The sequence below is a fragment of the Corallococcus aberystwythensis genome, assembly GCF_003612165.1.
GTDB classification, from domain to species: domain Bacteria; phylum Myxococcota; class Myxococcia; order Myxococcales; family Myxococcaceae; genus Corallococcus; species Corallococcus aberystwythensis.
Genome location: NZ_RAWK01000071.1, coordinates 20,062 through 36,090, shown reverse-complemented (window position 1 = coordinate 36,090; position 16,029 = coordinate 20,062). Strand labels below are relative to the sequence as shown.

The 16,029-nt window shown below is 71.5% G+C and carries 12 protein-coding genes; 6 read left to right on the top strand and 6 right to left on the bottom strand.

Features of this window, described 5'->3' with window-relative positions:
- The first annotated feature begins 659 nt into the window (after positions 1 to 659).
- Together D7W81_RS13960 and D7W81_RS13955 are read left to right on the top strand one after the other, a co-directional pair.
- Entirely contained in the window at positions 660 to 2,102 is a 1,443-nt protein-coding gene (locus tag D7W81_RS13960) for a glycosyltransferase family 4 protein (protein WP_158621594.1), read from the top strand.
- Between the two features lie 33 nt (positions 2,103 to 2,135).
- The gene (locus tag D7W81_RS13955) at positions 2,136 to 3,002 is read left to right on the top strand and encodes a galactosyltransferase-related protein (RefSeq protein ID WP_120555861.1); all 867 of its coding nucleotides are present in this window, start codon (positions 2,136 to 2,138) and stop codon (positions 3,000 to 3,002) included.
- Here D7W81_RS13955 and D7W81_RS13950 read toward each other — a convergent pair.
- The 5 genes from D7W81_RS13950 to D7W81_RS13930 all read right to left on the bottom strand — a co-directional run bounded on the left by D7W81_RS13950 (position 2,965) and on the right by D7W81_RS13930 (position 8,414).
- Entirely contained in the window at positions 2,965 to 3,528 is a 564-nt protein-coding gene (locus D7W81_RS13950) for a D-sedoheptulose-7-phosphate isomerase (RefSeq protein ID WP_120555860.1), read from the bottom strand. The genes D7W81_RS13955 and D7W81_RS13950 overlap by 38 nt on opposite strands.
- Entirely contained in the window at positions 3,525 to 4,520 is a 996-nt protein-coding gene (locus D7W81_RS13945; protein ID WP_120555859.1) for a GHMP family kinase ATP-binding protein, read from the bottom strand. The genes D7W81_RS13950 and D7W81_RS13945 overlap by 4 nt, the downstream gene beginning before the upstream one ends.
- A complete protein-coding gene (locus tag D7W81_RS13940) occupies positions 4,517 to 6,400 on the bottom strand; it encodes an HAD-IIIA family hydrolase (RefSeq protein ID WP_158621593.1) in 1,884 nt (627 codons plus the stop codon). The genes D7W81_RS13945 and D7W81_RS13940 overlap by 4 nt, the downstream gene beginning before the upstream one ends.
- Before the next feature lie 2 nt (positions 6,401 to 6,402).
- Entirely contained in the window at positions 6,403 to 8,103 is a 1,701-nt protein-coding gene (locus tag D7W81_RS13935) for a hypothetical protein (protein ID WP_147445477.1), read from the bottom strand.
- A gap of 125 nt (positions 8,104 to 8,228) precedes the next feature.
- The gene (locus tag D7W81_RS13930; protein ID WP_120555856.1) at positions 8,229 to 8,414 is read right to left on the bottom strand and encodes a hypothetical protein; all 186 of its coding nucleotides are present in this window, start codon (positions 8,412 to 8,414) and stop codon (positions 8,229 to 8,231) included.
- 101 nt (positions 8,415 to 8,515) lie between these two features.
- Between D7W81_RS13930 and D7W81_RS13925 the strand changes: the two genes are divergently transcribed.
- The 3 genes from D7W81_RS13925 (at position 8,516) to D7W81_RS13915 (ending at position 13,261) form a co-directional block, all read left to right on the top strand.
- Entirely contained in the window at positions 8,516 to 9,376 is an 861-nt protein-coding gene (locus tag D7W81_RS13925; protein ID WP_120555855.1) for a hypothetical protein, read from the top strand.
- 162 nt (positions 9,377 to 9,538) lie between these two features.
- On the top strand, positions 9,539 to 11,170 hold the full coding sequence (locus tag D7W81_RS13920; protein ID WP_120555854.1) for a cell wall anchor protein: 1,632 nt from the start codon (positions 9,539 to 9,541) through the stop codon (positions 11,168 to 11,170).
- A gap of 138 nt (positions 11,171 to 11,308) precedes the next feature.
- Positions 11,309 to 13,261: an endonuclease/exonuclease/phosphatase family protein gene (locus D7W81_RS13915; protein WP_120555853.1), complete on the top strand. Its 1,953-nt coding sequence runs from the start codon at positions 11,309 to 11,311 to the stop codon at positions 13,259 to 13,261.
- A 23-nt stretch (positions 13,262 to 13,284) separates the two neighbouring features.
- On the opposite strand, the gene D7W81_RS13910 is transcribed toward D7W81_RS13915, so the two are convergent.
- Positions 13,285 to 14,592 carry a hypothetical protein gene (locus tag D7W81_RS13910; protein WP_147445476.1) on the bottom strand — a complete coding sequence of 436 codons (1,308 nt, stop codon included), beginning with the start codon at positions 14,590 to 14,592 and terminating at the stop codon, positions 13,285 to 13,287.
- A gap of 149 nt (positions 14,593 to 14,741) precedes the next feature.
- On the opposite strand from D7W81_RS13910, the gene D7W81_RS13905 reads away from it, so the two are divergent.
- The gene (locus tag D7W81_RS13905; protein WP_120555851.1) at positions 14,742 to 16,022 is read left to right on the top strand and encodes a metal-dependent hydrolase family protein; all 1,281 of its coding nucleotides are present in this window, start codon (positions 14,742 to 14,744) and stop codon (positions 16,020 to 16,022) included.
- Positions 16,023 to 16,029: the final 7 nt, after the last annotated feature.

Below are 16,029 nucleotides of genomic sequence, written 5' to 3'. Positions count from 1 at the left end.
TCACCATCCCCGCCTCCCTCCTCGCCCGATGCTTCGCCCATCCAACCAGATGGGTCTGACATGGACGCGAAGGCCCACCGGTGACGTCGCCTACCAGGCCAGCGCGCTCCCGGGCGCCAGGCGTTGCGAACTGGTCCGACAGTCGGACCAGTTGGGCGACGTCGCTCCCGGCAGGCACCTCCGCCCGTGGCCACCTTGGCGGTCCGACAGTCGGACCAGTTGGGTGACAGCGCTCCCGGCAGAGCCCCTTGCCTGGGACTGACTTGGCGGTCCGACCATCGGACCAGTTGGGCGGCGGCGCTTCCGGCAGCCACCTCCGCCCGTGGCCACCTTGGCGGTCCGACAGTCGGACCAGTTGGGCAGCGGCGCTTCCGGCAGAGCCCCCTGCCTGGGACTGACTTGGCGGTCCGACCGTCGGACCAGTTGGGCGGCGGCGCTTCCGGCAGGCACCTCCGCGCGTGGCCAGACCTGCCGTCCTTGCGGATCTGGTGTCCGCGCAGCCCTGTCACCCGCGAGCCTCCGTGGCAATCCGTGGATGCGATTCACAAGGCCCCATACGGAGAACCCCAAGTCGCAACTTGGGCTGACGAACTCCTGGCGACCTCCCTAGGATGGCGGCCCCGTGCACGGTGCACTGCCGTGCACCCGAGGAGTCCTCCATGCCGCGCATCGCGCTGTTCGGATTCGGCAAGCACCTGTGGCCCAGCGTGGAGCGCACCCGCCACTTCTACGAGCGCGCGCTCTCCTCACGCTTCTCGCTCGTGAGCGTGGACGAGGACGCGCCACTCCCCGGCGACGTGGACGCGGTGCTGTCCTTCAACAGCCGGCGCACCTGGATGGACCGTCCACGCGTGGACCTGCCCCACGTGTTCGCCATGCACGGCGGCCCCATCCTGGACCAGGGGTTCCTCGCCACGCACCTGGACCGTTTGGAGCGCACCGACGCGCTGCTCATCAACTGCACGTCCGATGCCGCCATCTTCCGCGACGTGTTTGACGGCCCCACGCCTCACCTGTGCCACCTGCCCCTGCCCGTGGACCCCGGCGTCTTCCACCCGCGCGAGCGCCAGGAGTGCCGGGAACTCCTGGGCGTCGAGGGCTACGACGTCGTCGTGGGCTTCGTGGGGCGGCTGGTGCCGCAGAAGAACGCGCACCTGTTCCTGCGCATGCTGGCCCGGCTGCGCGAACGCCTGCACCCGCGCCGCGTGGCCGGCGTGGTCGTGGGCAACTACTGGGTAGACTACCCGGTGCTGGGCTACACGCCGGGCTACCAGCAGGAGATGGGGCGCATCATCACCACGCTGGGTCTGGGCGAGGACCTCTTCTACTTCCCCGCCAACCTCACGGATGAGGACCTCGCGTCCACCTACGGCGCGCTGGATGTGCTGGTCCATCCCACGCACTCCATCGACGAGAACTTCGGCTACACCCCCGTGGAGGCCATGGCGTGCGGCACCCCCGTGGTGGGCGCGGCCTACGGCGGCCTGAAGGACACCGTCCTCCCTGGCGAGACGGGCTTCCTCATGCCCACGTGGACCACGCGCACGGGTTTGCGCTCGGACGTGCTGGGTGGCGTGGAGGCCCTCGCGCGCGTGCTAACGGAGCCGGGCCTGCGCCAGCGCCTGTCGGAGGGGGCATTGCGCCGCGCGACCACGGACTATGGCGAGCCCGCCTGCGCCCGCATCCTGTGTGACGCCGTGTCAGGCGCCATCGAGGCACGCCGCACGGGGCCCTCCGCGCCGCTCCGCTTGAAGCCCCGGCCTCCGGAACCGCCCCCTTCCGGCCTGCTGCCGCCCACGCCCGGCTTCCCCTGGGAGCACTACGCCCGAGAGGTGTCCCACTACGCGAGCACGCCCGCGCCCGTGCCCGGCGAGCACTCGCGGCTGTGGGTGTCCGCGCCGCTGGTGGAGGAGGCTCCCGGCACCGTGCGGCTGGATGACCCGGCCTGGCCCGCGCGCTTCACGCTGGAGCCCCCGGATGCCGCCCTGGTGTCGCGCTGCCGCGAGCCCGTCGCAGTCGCCACGCTGAAGGCGGAGGGCGCCTGGGACGCGGCGCGGGCGGCGCATTGGGTGCGTGAGGGCCTGCTCGTGTCCAGCGATTGACGGCCCGGGCGGCGAGCGGCTCTGCTCCACCCCATGCCCGTGCGCCCCGAGCTGTCCATCGTCATCCCATGGAAGGACCGCCCGGAGCTGGGCGTCACGCTGAAGCGCAACCGCCGCTTCTTCGCCGCGCACGACTACGAGGTGGTGGCGGTCAACTGCGGCGGAGACCCCGCGCTGTTTCGCGAGGTGTTGAACGCCGCGCGCTTCCCCGGCCTGCGCGGCGTGGAGCTGCCCGATACGCCCTTCAACAAGTCACTGGCCCTCAACGTGGGCGCTTCCGACGCTCGCGCGGACCACCTCTTCTTCCTGGACACGGACGTCGTGCTGAAGAGCGACTTCCTGGAGGCGGCGCGCGGGCAACTGGGCCGCAAGCACTTCATCACCGTGGACCGCGTCTTCGAATCCGAGCCCGCGACCGAGCGGCGCGACTCAAAGCTGCGGGAGCTGGCGTACGCGGTGCATTTCGTGGACGAGCAGGGACGCGAGGCCCGCGTGGAAACCAACCGCGTGCACCTGGGTGACGGCAGCCGCAGCGGCCCCGGCATGGTGCTGCTGCGCCGCAAGCACTTCGAGGCCGTGAACGGGATGAACTCGGACCTGGCCGGCTGGGGATGGGAGGACCTGGACCTGCTGGTGCGCCTGCAACTGGAACTGGGCCTCACGCAGCGCAGGCACGGGGACGTGCTGCACCTCACCCACGGCGACGACCGGCGGGACCTGGGCGGACAGACGCGCGCCCAGAGCGAGCACCTCAACCTGGCCCGCTGCCTGGAGAGCTACCACCAGGGGCACTACTGGGGCACGCGCGTGGACGATGTGACCACCTGGAAGGCGCGCCAGGTGGCGGTGACGCCCGCGCCCGTCAGAGGAAGCGCGGGTCGCCGCACAGCCGGCCCATGACGACGTGGCCGAAGGACAGGTGCAGGTCCTCCACCAGTTGCATGTGGTGCTCGCGCACGTGCACCGCGTGCTGCGCCAGGGGCTTGAGCTTCCCGCCGTCGAACCCGCAGATGCCCAGCGTGCGCGCCCCGTTCGCGTTCGCGTAGGCAATGGCGTTGAGCACGTTGGGCGAGTTGCCGCTGCCGGAGATGCCGATGACCAGGTCCCCGGGCCGGAGCAGGTTCTTCAGGGGCTCCTCGAAGATGGCCTCGTAGGAGACGTCGTTCGCGTACGCCATCAACAGGGGCAGGTTGTCGTTGAGGCACATGCAGCGCAGCCGCTTGCCGTCGCGCCCGCGGATGCTCTTGCTCCAGTCCGATGCGTAGTGCGACGCGGTGGAGCCGCTGCCCCCATTGCCGAACGTGTAGACGGTGCCGTCCGCGCGCCAGGTGGCCTCCACCAGGTCCACCGCACGCTCCACCTCGTCCAGGTCCAGCGCCTGGATGGCCTTCACCATCCGCTCGTAATAGCCACGGCTGAAACTCATGACCCCTCCCCCCGACGCACCGGGGTGATGGCGCTGCCCCGGGGCTGGAGCCGCACGTCCACCTTGCGCAGCTCCGGCAGCGCCGCGGCGATGGCCGGGTGATGCTCCTCCGGCGCGTAGAACAACAGGAAGCCCCCACCGCCCGCGCCCAGCAGCTTGCCGCCCTGGGCCCCGGCCCGGCGGGCGCGTGTGTACCAGTCATCGATGGTGGGCGAGCTCACCCCGTCACGCAGCTCGCGCTTGAGGTGCCAGTTCTCATCCAGGAGCGCCGCGAAGCCGTCCAGGTCCCCGCGCTCCAGGCCCACCCGCATCTGCCGCGCCAGCGCCACCATGCGGCCAATGGCGTCGCGCGTGCGGCGCTGGGACTGGATGGCCGCGTCCTGCCCTCGCAGCACCGACGCCGCCGGACGGGTGATGCCCGTGTAGAACGTGAGCAGCCGAGACTGGAGCAGGGAGAGCGTGGGGCCGGGGCACGCCACCGGGTGCACGCTCACCGTGTCATCCGGGTGGAACTCCATGAAGTTCAGCCCCCCGAACGCCGCCGCGTACTGGTCCTGCTTCCCGATGGGCTCCCCCAGCCGCTCCAATTCCACGTGGCAGCTCCAGCGCGCCAGCGCCGCCGCGTCCACGGAGCGCCCCTGGTGCGCCGCCACCGCGTGCAAGAGCGCCACCGTGAAGCTGCTGGACGACCCCAGCCCCGTGCCCTGCGCCGGCACGTCCGACATGGAGACGATGTCCAGCCCGCCCCGCACCTCCAGCAGGCGCAACACCTCGCGGGTGAGCGGGTGCTTCAGCGCGTCCGTGCTGGCGGCCGTCTCCGTGAAGCCGCCGCCCAGCCGCAACGAGCCGTCAAAGGTGTCGTGCACCGCGACGTACACGTACTTGTCGATGGTGGCGGACACCACCGCGCCGCCGTGCTCGCGCGAATAGGACGGCAGGTCACTGCCGCCGCCCACGAAGCTCATCCTCAGGGGCGCATGGGCCAGGATCACGCCGCGCCCTCCAGCACCACGTCCGCGCGGGCGCGCGTGGAGCGCACCAGCGGGTGCTCGCCCTCTTCGCGCGCGGCGTACAGCGCGCGGGCGGTGGCGTCGTCCTGGCCGCGCCAGCGCCGGTCCTTCACGAAGCGCTCGCGCCGGGCCTCCTCCGGCGCCTCCACGTACAGCTTCAAGTCCAACCGGGGCAGCAGGCCCGGCACGTCCAGCGCGGGCACGCCCTCCACGATGAGGACCTCGTCCGGGGACAGGGCCAGCGTGTCGCCGTTCTCATGGCGCGTGCGCGTGGCGCGGTCGTACCAGGGCAGGCGCAGCCGCTCGCCCGCGCGCAGCCGCTCCAGCGCGTCCTGGATGGCTTCATAGTCGAAGCTGTCCGACAGCCCCCCGGAGCGCCGCGCGCCCACCGAGCGGATCCAGTTGTCCAGCGACACCAGCGCCGCGGGCTGGCCTCGCGCGCGCAACAACTCGCGCAGCACCGTGGACGCGGTGCTCTTGCCCGAGTGCGCCAGGCCTCCCACGCCCACCCAGTCCCCGGGGCGCAGCTGCGCGGCCAGCGGGGCGAGCCGCGCGGACAGCGCCGCGTGCCCCTCCAGGATGAAGTCCACCGCCTCGCCCAGCGACAGGAAGACGTAGTCCGGGCGGTCGCCGAAGCGCGCGTCCCCGCCGGCCTCGCCCGTGCGCACCAGCACGGAGCGCAGCCCCGCCGCGTGCGCGGTGCGCACGTCTCCGGTGGTGTCCCCCACGAACCATGAATTCCGCAGGTCCAGGTGCAGCTCGCGCGCGGCGCGCTCCACCATCGCCACGCCCGGCTTGCGGCAGGCGCACGGCCCCTTCAGCTCCGGCCGCTCGCCGGGGAAACCCGCGTCCGGGTGGTGGGGACAGACATAGAGCCGGTCCAGGTACGCGCCCTCCTGGCCCAGCAGTGACTCCAGCCGCGCGTGGATGCGGCGCAGCTCCGCGTCCGAACACTCGCCCCGTGCCACCACCGGCTGGTTGGTGACGAGCGCCGTGCGCAGGCCGGACCGGTTGAGCCTGCGCACCGCGGCGCCCACGCCGTCCAGCAGCTCCAGCTCCTCCGCGCGCTTCAGGTGGCCCACGTGGCGGTTGAGCGTGCCGTCGCGGTCCAGCAGCACGCCGGGCCGGGGCGCCGCCAGCGAGCTGCGCGCGGGCCGCCCGGACTCGAAGTCCGCCGTGACGCGCGCGTAGCGCTCCGGCGTGCCCATGTCCTTGATGTACTCCGGGCTGCGGTAGCCCATGAGCCGCGTGCCGCGCGCCAGGAGCTCCGGGAAGACGTCCCGCGCCAGATCCGCCTTCCGGGGGGAGAACACCTCCAGCGCCCGGCGCTCCACCACGTAGAGCGCGGCGTTGGCCAGGTTGGGCAGCGGCGTCCCGGGCGGGTGCGGATGCGCGTGGAAGGCCACCACCTGGTCCGCGTCGTCCACCTCCACCAGGTCCGAGTCGTGGGGATGGTCGTTGGGGTGCAGGAACAGCGTCAGCGCCGCGTCGGCCGCCTGGTGCCACGTCCACATCCGCGCCAGGTCCACGTCCAGCAGCGTGTCGCCGTAGAGGACGGCGAAGCGGTCCGCCAGCTGGGGCCGCGCGTGCAGCAGCGCCCCCGCCGTGCCCAGCGGACGCACGTCGCGCAGGCAGCGCAGGCGCAGGCCCAGCGACGCGCCGTCACCGAAGTGCGCCTCGATGACGTCCGCGCCGTGGCCCACCAGTAGCACCGCGTCGGTGAACCCGTGGCGTGCCCCCAGCTCCAGCTGGTGCTGGAGCAGGGGCTTGCCCCCGAACGGGGCCATCACCTTGGGCAGGCCGCCCAGGTGCGCGCCCATGCGCGAGCCCTGGCCCCCGGCGAGGATGACGAGCTGCTTCATGGTCATCGCGCCGGAGGGACCACCGACGGGGTGGCCGGCGTGGCCAGCGGCAGGGCCCACGGGGCGACGGGCACGGAGAGGCCGCTGGCGGCGGCGTCCAGGTCCGCGAAGGTCTCCTCCACCAGCGCCTGGATGCCCGCGGCCACGCGCTCCACCGGCGTGCCCGCCGGGAAGAGCACGCGCAGCCTGCCGCGCCCGCGTGACCACGCTCCATCCCACGTCACGTCCAGCCCGGGGAAGCGGCCCGCCACCCGGTCCCGCAGCGCCTCCACGCGCGGCCCCAGGGGGCGCACGGCCTCGCTCTCCAGGTGGATCTCCGCGCCCACGTCCGCGCCGTAGTCCAACAGCTCGTAGTGGAACGCGCGCGGCCAGGACGGCGGCGCCATGCGGCGGAAGTGCGTGAAGCCGCCCCGCGCCTTGAGGTGCGCGCTCGCACCCTTGGAGTAGCGCGCGACGATGGCCTCGAACTCCGGCCGTCCTCCCACCGGAGGCGGCGCCAGCGTGTAGAGCCCCTCACCCGTGGGCGCGGGGCCCGCGGCGTCCAGCGACACACCCGCGGGCAGCGGGGGCAGCTGGTCGAAGTCCACCGTGTAGCGCGCGAAGTCCGCGGAGGTGAGCGCGCGGCCCTCCGCGCGGGCCCGTTCCACTTCCATGAGCAGCGTGATGGCGCGGCGGTAGTGACCGAAGTGCAGGAAGCACTCCGCGAACACCGTGTGCGGCAGGAAGCGCGGGAAGGTGTGGTTGAGCCGGTTGGCCACGAACGCCATCGCGTTCCAGGTCTCCGGCGGAATCGCGAAGCCCGCCACGTGCGCCAGCGTCGCCAGCTCGATGAGGTGGCCCACGTAGTAGCAGTGGTTCTCCAGCGGTGAGTCGATGAGCAGCGACTCGCGCAGCTGGTGCAAGAGCGTCCCCGGCCCGCCCTTCTCCCCCCGGGCCGCCAGCAGGTCCACCTGCTCCAGCGCCGCGCCCAGCACGAAGAGGATGTCCAGCTGCCCGTCCAGGAAGCCCTGCGCGTCCTGGCGGAAGCGCTCCATGCCCCGGATGTTCGCCGCCGCCGCGCACAGCCCTTCCGTCAGGTGCACCTTGCGGCAGACCTCGAAGCCGCCGTGGTGGTGCGCGTCCACGGCACGCTCCATCAGCGCCGCCACGTCGCACACGTCCGAGCCCATGAGGAACGGCGCGGTGTCCGCGCGCGGCTCCGGCTCCAGCGCGGCCAGCGCGTACAGCAGGTGCCCCAGCTCGATGCCGTCCGTCACGTTGAGCTGACGGCTGTTGAGCGCGATGTCGCGGAACGACGCGCGCACGCCCGGCAGCGGGTGCAGCGGATCCACGCCCGCCATCACCGTGTACGCGATGGCCTGCCACGGGTGGAACTCACCCTCCGGGTCGCGCTGGAGGATGTACGGACGCCCCGCTTCATCGCGGTGGACGAACGGCTCCAGATGCTCCAAGAGAGGCCGCCCGTCCAGGCGCGCGTTGCCCCAGCCATTGAGCAGGTGGCAGGTGTGCGGCAGCGAGTCGCGCTCCAGGATGCCGTGCACGTGCCGGCCCATCATGTGCGCGAGCAGGTCCGCGGCCAGCGTCGCCGCGCCCACGTCCAGCGCTTGCGGCTCGCGGCGCATCCGCTCCCGGAACGCGCCGGTTGCCGCCTCCTCGGCGGGAGACAGGTCGAAGGGCCACCAGAAGCGATTGTCGTCGGACACGGGAGCAGGCCTGGGTGAGGGGGAGACAAAGACAGCGCGCGAAAGAAGGGACCGCGGAGGGAACGCCCCCGGAAAAGCCAGACATGAAAGCGTCCGCTTCCCGGGGGAATTCCCTTAACGGCTGACTACTTGGGGGTGACGATGGGACCCGTGCCCGTGGTGTCCTTCGGGGGGGTCGTGGGCTCCACGCAGCAGCCCTGGGTGCAACAGCCGGGGATGAGGATCGCGCCACCGGTCGTCTTGGACAGGTCCTCGCGGCTCAGCTTCCGACCCGGGGTACGGCCCTGGAACTTCTCGTTGTTGTCGCTCATGTGAATGCGCCTCCTTTAGGACGCGAAAGCAACGCTAGAAGAGAAAAACGAGAAGGGTCAATCCGTTGACCGGCGTTGGCCGGAACAGGGAAGGTGCCCCCATGGTCCTGGAGCAGAAGAGGGAGCCCACCCGTGACGCACCCCGGCTTGCGTTCGCGGTGATGCATGCCGCGTTCGATGCCGCGCGCGCGCCAGTCCTCCAACGATTGGAGGAAACCCTGCGCAGCGGGTTGGGTGCTGGCGACGTGCTGCACGTGGAGCGGGACACCGTGCGGCGGGGGGTGTGGAACGTCGCGAGCGCGTGCTGGCGGTGGGGCATCTCGCAGGCCGCGCGGGGCATCACCCACGTGGTCGTGCTCAATGACGACGCGGAGCCCTGTCCCGGCTTCGTGGAGGCGGTGCGCGCGGCGCTCGCGGCCCGCCCCGCGCATCCGGTGTGCTTCTACGCCAACCACGAGACGGCCCTCGCGGCCTACGCGCAAGGTGAGGCGTGGTGGACGTCCGACGACGGGCTCGTCGGCGTGACGTGCGCGCTGCCGGTGGACCTGGCGGGTGACTTCCTCGCGTGGGCGGACACCGCCCTGCTGGAGCGCACGCCGCGCGGCCTCCCGGACGACACGCGCCTCAACATCTGGGCCATGGCCCACCGCCGTCCCATCTGGCACGCACGGGGTCTGGTGGAGCACGGCGAGCCGGAGACCAGCCTGGTGGGCAACGCGCACCACGAGGGCCGCCGCTCCCTCACCCCCGTCCCCGCCACGGACGCCGAGGCCCGCGCCATTGACTGGAGCCGCGGCCTGGAGTCCCCCCTGCACGCGCTGGTGTACGGCGTCTCCCCCATCCACCTGCTGCGCGAGGTGAAGCCGGAGGTGCGCGAGCGCATGGGCCTGGAGCACGTCGTCGACGAATTGTGGGGCGAGGCCGCGCCCCAGTGCCGCGCCTTCTACGGCGCCCGCCCCTGAGCGCGGCCCGCCCGCCTGGCCGGCGGGCATCCATGTGCCGTTGGAAGATTGCAATTACAGCCAACACAAAGACCTTTCGCGCACGGCATCCGCAACACTTTCCGGATCCTGCCGACAACCTCCTGCTTTTGATTCGCCTCATCCCCCCAGGCAGGAGTGACCTTGTCGTTCTTCAACCGGAATGTTTCACGCATGCTGTGCTCGGTGTCGCTGTTCGCGCTCGCGGGGTGCGGGCCGCTGGACGCGGACGCCCCTTCCCTCCCGGAGCAGGAGGTCGCGACCGCCCGGCAGGCGGTGTCCAACATCGCGTACCGGAGCAGCGCCACGGCGGGCGGCAGCACGCGCACGTCGCTGAGCATCGCGAAGCCCACGGGCACGGCGGTGGGTGACGTGCTGCTCGCGCGCATCATCAACCGCAACAACGTGGCCGCGGTGGCGACGCCGCCCGCGGGCTGGACGCTGGTGCGCTCGGACCAGAGCGCGTCGCAGCTCAAGACGTGGATCTTCTACAAGGTGGCCACCGCCTCCGAGCCGTCCACGTACGCGTTCACCCTCGACATCGCCAGCTACATGGCCGGCAGCATCTCCGCGTTCTCCGGCGCGGACACGGCCAACCCCATCGACGCGCAGACGGGCCAGAAGAACGGCCTCACCGCCAGCTTCAACACGCCCGCGCTCAGCACCAGCACCGCCAACGGCGTCGCGGTGTGGTTCGGCTCGCAGCTGTGGACCGGCGCCGCGTGCCCGGCGAGCCCCATCGTCCCGCCCGCGGGCTTCACCGAGCCGGTGGACACCTGCCTCGTGTCGTCGTCCACGGGCGTCATCTACAACGTGGCCTACAAGGACCTGGGCGCCGCGGGCGCGCAGGGCTCCTTCAACGGCTCGTCGCCGTACGCGGAGACGAACACCGCGCAGGTGGTGGCGCTGCGCGCGGCCAACGCCTCCACGTCCTGCTCCGTGGGGGACACCTTCTCCACCGCGTACACCACCCAGGGCACCGTGACGGCCCCCGCGCTGGTGGAGCCGTCCGGCATCGCCGCCAGCCGCCTCACCCCGGGCGTCCTCTATGCGCACAACGAGGACACCACCGCCATCGTCGCCATCAGCACCGCGGACGCGAGCACGAAGGGCACCTTCACCGTGTCCAACGTGACGCCCGCGGACTGGGAGGACGTCGCCACCGGCCCCTGCCCCGCCGGCCAGTGCATCTACATGGGTGACATCGGCCGCTCGAGCGCCAACTTCCCCACGCCGCCGTCCACCTTCGCCGTCTACCGCATCCCGGAGCCCAACATCGGCGCGGGCCAGACGAGCGGCAACCTCACCGCCGAGGCCTTCCCCTTCCAGTACCCGGACTCGCCCAAGGACGCGGAGACCATCATGGTCCACCCCACCACGGGCGACATCTACATCGTCACCAAGTCCTACTCGGGCGCGAGCAAGGTCTACAAGTTCCCCCAGCCGCTGCCCACGCCGGGCACCATGAGCACGCTGGTGTTCGTGGCCAACCTCCCGCTGCCCACCACCACGGACACCAACTACGGCGCGGCCACGTCCGGCGCCATCCACCCGTGCGCCAACCGCTTCATCCTGCGCACGTACCGCAAGGTGTATGAGTTCCGCGCCGCCCCCGGCGCTGCCTTCGACACCGCGTTCGCCGCCACGCCCGTCTCCCTGACGGACACCGTGGAGGGCCAGGGCGAGGCCATCGAGTACGACGCGACCGGCACTGCCTATTACACGATGAGCGAGTCCCCCTCGCCCTTCAAGCTCAAGCGCGTCGTGCGCCAGTAGCACGCAATCGCAGTCATCCCCCAGGCCGCGTCCGGGCTCCATGCCGGGCGCGGCCTTCGCGCGCGTGGAGAAACCCCGGATTTTTCCCATCCACGCGGAATTTATGATCTTTCCTGTTTTACATGTATAATCGCAATCATGCGTTGCTTTCCGTCCCGCCTCGCGCGCTTCGTCGCGCTGTCCTCGGTGTGCTCCACGCTGTTCCTGGCCTGTGGGCCGGACGGGGGCACGCCGTTCGCCCCTGAGTCACTGCCAGGGCAGACGCGGGCGCTGGCGGCGACGGGCCACAAGGCATTCCGGGTGATGACGTACAACGTGCGCGGGCCGCTGGACACGGGCGTGCGCGCGTGGCCCAACCGCAAGGCGGCGGTCCTCCAGCGCATCCTCGCGAACAACGCGGACATCGTCGGCGTGCAGGAGGCCCAGGCGCCCTCGGGCGGCCCCAGCATCCCCGCGGACCTCATCGCGGGGCTGACGGGCGCGGACAAGCCCTACGGCGTCCACAACCCGGGCGGTGGCAGCCCGAAGCTCATCTTCTTCAAGAAGAGCCGCTTTGAAATCGCGGCGGAGGTGGGCGGGGGCAACGAACCGCTCGTGAACCCCTACGCCTCCAGCGCCACGTGCTTCAGCCACGCGGAAGGCAAGAAGATCTCCTGGGTGGGCCTGCGCGACCTGACGTCGGGCCAGGTGTACTTCGTGGCCAACACGCACTTCGCCTACGCGGCGGAGTGTTCGCTGGGGCGCCTCAAGGAAGCCGAGCAGATGGCGGCGTTCCTGGCCACGAAGCCCGCCGGGCTGCCGGTCATCGCCATGGGGGACTTCAACGCGGACGCGCAGGGCCAGTCCACGCCGGGGGAGAGCACCATCGAGGACCTGGAGACCGGAGCCCGGCTGTTCCGCACCGCTCGCTTCGACGGCGTGACGGGGGTGGACGACGCCACGTTCAACAACGCGTGGCACGGCTCCACGTCCACGAAGTACAACCGGCTGGACTACATCTTCCACAACGGCGGCGCGCTCACCTCGTCCGCGCCCTCCATCGACCGGACGGAGAGCGGCGGCCTCACGCCGTCGGACCACTACCCGATGCTCGCCACCCTCCGCCCCGCCATCTTCGCCGCGGGCTCCACCCTGTCCCCCACGCCCAGCGGCACCTCCACGGGCACGCAGCTGTTCTTCGCGGACGTCACCGGCGACGGCTGCGCGGACCGCATCACCTGGAATTACGCCGCGGGCGAGGGCGAGACGTGGGTGGCGAAGTCGAAGTGCGACGGAGGCTTCGCCGCGGCGGTGAAGAACACGGGCGCGACGAGCGGGGTCGCCACCACGCGCTTCTTCTTCGCGGACGTCACCGGGGACGGCTGCGCGGACAAGGTCCTCTGGCGGCCCAACCTGGGGGACGGCGAGGTGCGCATCTACCCCGCGAAGTGTGACGGCACCTTCGGCGACCGCGTGGCCGTCACGCACGCGGCCAGCACCAGCGACGCCACGCGCTTCTTCTTCGCGGACATCACCGGGGATGGGTGCGCGGACCTGGTGAGGTGGAACCCCACGCAGAAGTCCGGCGCCTTCGACACCTTCGTGTCGAAGTGCAACGGCACGGTGTCCTTCGGCGCCGCGGTGACGAGCACCACCGGGGCCAACACAAGCGCGGGCACGCGCGTGTACTTCGCGGACGTGGACGGCGACGCCAAGGCGGACCGCATCCTGTGGAACCCGGACCAGGAAGGGGGCCGCACGCGCGTGTACCGCTCCACCGGCGCGGGGGCCTTCGCGCTGCTCTTCCTGCACGAGGCGGGCACCAGCGGCGTGGACACGTCCCGCTTCTACTTCGCGGACGTGGACGGCGACGGCAAGGCGGACAAGGTCTTCTGGCGGCCGGGCTTCCGCGAGGGCCGGATGCAGATCTACCCGAGCACCGGCAGCAACTTCGCGGGCAGCCCGGTGATGGACAACACGGGCTTCAGCAACTCGGAGAACACCGGCTTCTTCTTCGCGGACATCGACGGCCGGGACGGCGCGGACAAGGTGTACTGGAACCCCAACAACTACGACGGCGACACCAAGGTGTTCCGCGCGCTGGCACCGTAGCGCCAGCGCGTTGACGGCGCGCTTCAATCCTGGAGGATGACTTCGCCGTACGCGTTCGTGTCCCACGCGTTCGTCCCGTACAAGGTGGGCGACTCCTTGAAGAGCTCCGGGTAGCCGAGCCCCGTGCCCAGGAAGCGCGAGGACCACCGCACGAAGTAGCGGCCCGCGGCCAGCTCCCGCAGCGGCGACACCTCCGCGGGCAGGATGAAGGGAGTGAAGCCGCTCGCGGAGGCGGAGGCGGTGACGTCCCAGCTGAGCTCCGGCCCCCCCTGCATGGGCGACAGGCGCACCGTCACCGTGTGGGCGGAGGGGTCGGCGCTCCAGCGCAGCGTCAGCCCGGAGCGCGGCACCGTACCGGGCGCGGCCTCCGTTCCCGGCGTGGGCGAGGTGAGCGTCATGGGCGCCGGCAGGGCCAGCGACGTCACACCCTCGTGGGCCATCCACGTGCTCGCCAACACCCGCCCCGACGCGGTCCGCTCACTGCTGCCCGCCGTCACGCGCAACCGGGCCTCCACGGTGTCGAACGGCGGCGTCCGGGCCATGGCCATGATTTCCGTGGGCGTGCCGCTGACCGCGTTCGAGGTGAAGAGGTACTCCGACCCGAGCATGAAGTGGGCGGAGACATCCGTCAGCGATTGATAGGGCTGGAGGTTCGTCACCTCCACGGGCAGCCGCTGGTCCAGCGGATGGTCCAGGGGGATGACCAGGCCGCTGACGGTCCGCCCCTCTCCCACGGCGATGTCCCGCAGCATCCCCACGGCCGAGACCGCCTGGGGGTTGTCGATGACGAGCAGCGACACCTGCCCGGCGGTCTCGCTCCAGACGTCGATGCTGAAGGTTCCATCCAGCGCCGTGTTGGTGACGCCCGCGAAGCCGTTGCCCACCACCTGCACCTGCGCCCGGCGTCCTGAGAGGTTCGTCACGCGGCCGGTGAGGGTGGCCTGCCGGCTGCCCTGGAAGCCGCCCATGAGCGAGCCGAGGCCGGCGCGCACCCACACCTCCGAGCCCTCCACGCCCAGCGTCGTGCTGACCTGCACCTTGCCATCGCCCACCATGACGACGGTGATGTCCTGCGGGCCGGTGATGGCCGCGTCGCGGAACCGCGCGATGCCGTCACGGCCCAGGGGCGCGCGGAAGCGGCTGCCGTCCCCCAGGAGGACGGTGATGCGCTCCACGTTCCCGAGGCCCAAGGTGTGGTCCCACCAGTCCGAGTGGACGATGAGGGTGGCCGGCCCCTGCGTGCCCGCGTCCGGGGGGTTCGTGGGAGACGGGTCGGTCTTGTCACCACAGGCGACGCACAGCAGCACGGCGAGCAGCAGCATTCGATGCAAGGAAGGGCCCCAGGGAAAGGTGCGGCGGCCCCCCTGACGCCTGGGCGCGGACAAGCTGACTTCGTGCGTGAAGAAAAGCACTCCACGGAGCCCTGCCCCACAAACCGATGGTCCCAGGCGGCGGGGCGCGCGCAGACTGCGCATCCGACATGCGCGCCCTGCTCCTCGCCACCGTCCTGTCCGTGGTCCTCGGCTCTGCTTCCGCGCGGGCCCAGGCCCCTGCCCGTTCCTACGTGCTGCGCCCGGCACGCGTCTTCGACGGCACCACCGCGAAGCCCCACACGGGCTGGGTGGTGGTCGTCACCGGCGAGCGCATCGTCTCGGCGGGCCCGGCGCAGGGCGTGAAGGCACCGGAGGGAGCGGAGGTCATCGACCTGCCCGGAGCGACGCTGCTGCCCGGCCTCATCGAGGGCCACTCGCACCTGCTCCTGCACCCGTACAACGAGGCGAGCTGGAACGACCAGGTGCTCAAGGAGTCACTCGCGCTGCGCGTGGCGAGGGCCACGAACCACGCGAAGGCGGCGCTGCTCGCGGGCTTCACCACCACGCGCGACCTGGGCACGGAGGGCGCGGCGGACGCGGACGTGGGCCTCAAGCAGGCCATCGACCAGGGCATCATCCCGGGCCCTCGCATGGTCGTCACCACGCGCGCGCTGGTGGCCACCGGCAGCTACGGCCCCAAGGGCTTCGCCTCCGAATGGACCGTGCCCCAGGGCGCGGAGGAGGCGGACGGCGTGGACGGCCTCATGCGCGCGGTGCGCGGGCAGATGGGGCGCGGCGCGGACTGGATCAAGGTCTACGGCGACTACCGCTGGGGCCCGCGCGGAGAAGCGCTCCCCACCTTCTCCCTGGAGGAGATGCGCCTCATCGTGGAGACGGCGAAGAGCGGCGGGCGTCCGGTGGCCGTGCACGCCAGCACCCCGGAGGGCATGAAGCGCGCGGTGCTGGCCGGCGCGGAGAGCATCGAGCACGGCGACGCGGGCACCCCGGAGGTCTGGAAGCTGATGGCCCAGCGGGGCGTGTTCCTGTGCCCCACGCTGGCGGCGGGCGACGCCATGCTCCAGTACCGCGGCTGGAAGCGCGGCGTGGACCCGGAGCCCGAGTCCACGAAGAAGAAGCGCGAGGGGCTCAAGGCCGCGCTCGCGGCGGGCGTGCCGCTGTGCGTGGGCGGGGACTCAGGCGTCTTCACGCATGGGGAGAACGCGCGCGAACTGGAGCTGCTGGTGGCCAGCGGCGTGACGCCCGCGCAGGCGCTCCAGGCGGCCACCTCCGGCAACGCACGCATGCTGCATTGGGAGGACCGCATCGGACAGGTGAAGGCCGGGCTCCTCGCGGACCTCGTCGCCGTGGAGGGCGACCCCACGCAGGACATCGCCGCCGTGCGCCAGGTGCGCCTGGTGATGAAGGGCGGCACGCTGTACCGGCGCTGAAGTGGCG

Bases quoted from the DNA above. Each gene is read 5' to 3' on its own strand.
- D7W81_RS13955 (WP_120555861.1), top strand. From the start codon at position 2,136: ATGCCCGTGCGCCCCGAGCTGTCCATCGTCATCCCATGGAAGGACCGC.
- D7W81_RS13960 (WP_158621594.1), top strand. From the start codon at position 660: ATGCCGCGCATCGCGCTGTTCGGATTCGGCAAGCACCTGTGGCCCAGC.
- D7W81_RS13925 (WP_120555855.1), top strand. From the start codon at position 8,516: ATGGTCCTGGAGCAGAAGAGGGAGCCCACCCGTGACGCACCCCGGCTT.
- D7W81_RS13950 (WP_120555860.1), bottom strand. From the start codon at position 3,528: ATGAGTTTCAGCCGTGGCTATTACGAGCGGATGGTGAAGGCCATCCAG.
- D7W81_RS13915 (WP_120555853.1), top strand. From the start codon at position 11,309: ATGCGTTGCTTTCCGTCCCGCCTCGCGCGCTTCGTCGCGCTGTCCTCG.
- D7W81_RS13905 (WP_120555851.1), top strand. From the start codon at position 14,742: ATGCGCGCCCTGCTCCTCGCCACCGTCCTGTCCGTGGTCCTCGGCTCT.
- D7W81_RS13940 (WP_158621593.1), bottom strand. From the start codon at position 6,400: ATGAAGCAGCTCGTCATCCTCGCCGGGGGCCAGGGCTCGCGCATGGGC.
- D7W81_RS13930 (WP_120555856.1), bottom strand. From the start codon at position 8,414: ATGAGCGACAACAACGAGAAGTTCCAGGGCCGTACCCCGGGTCGGAAG.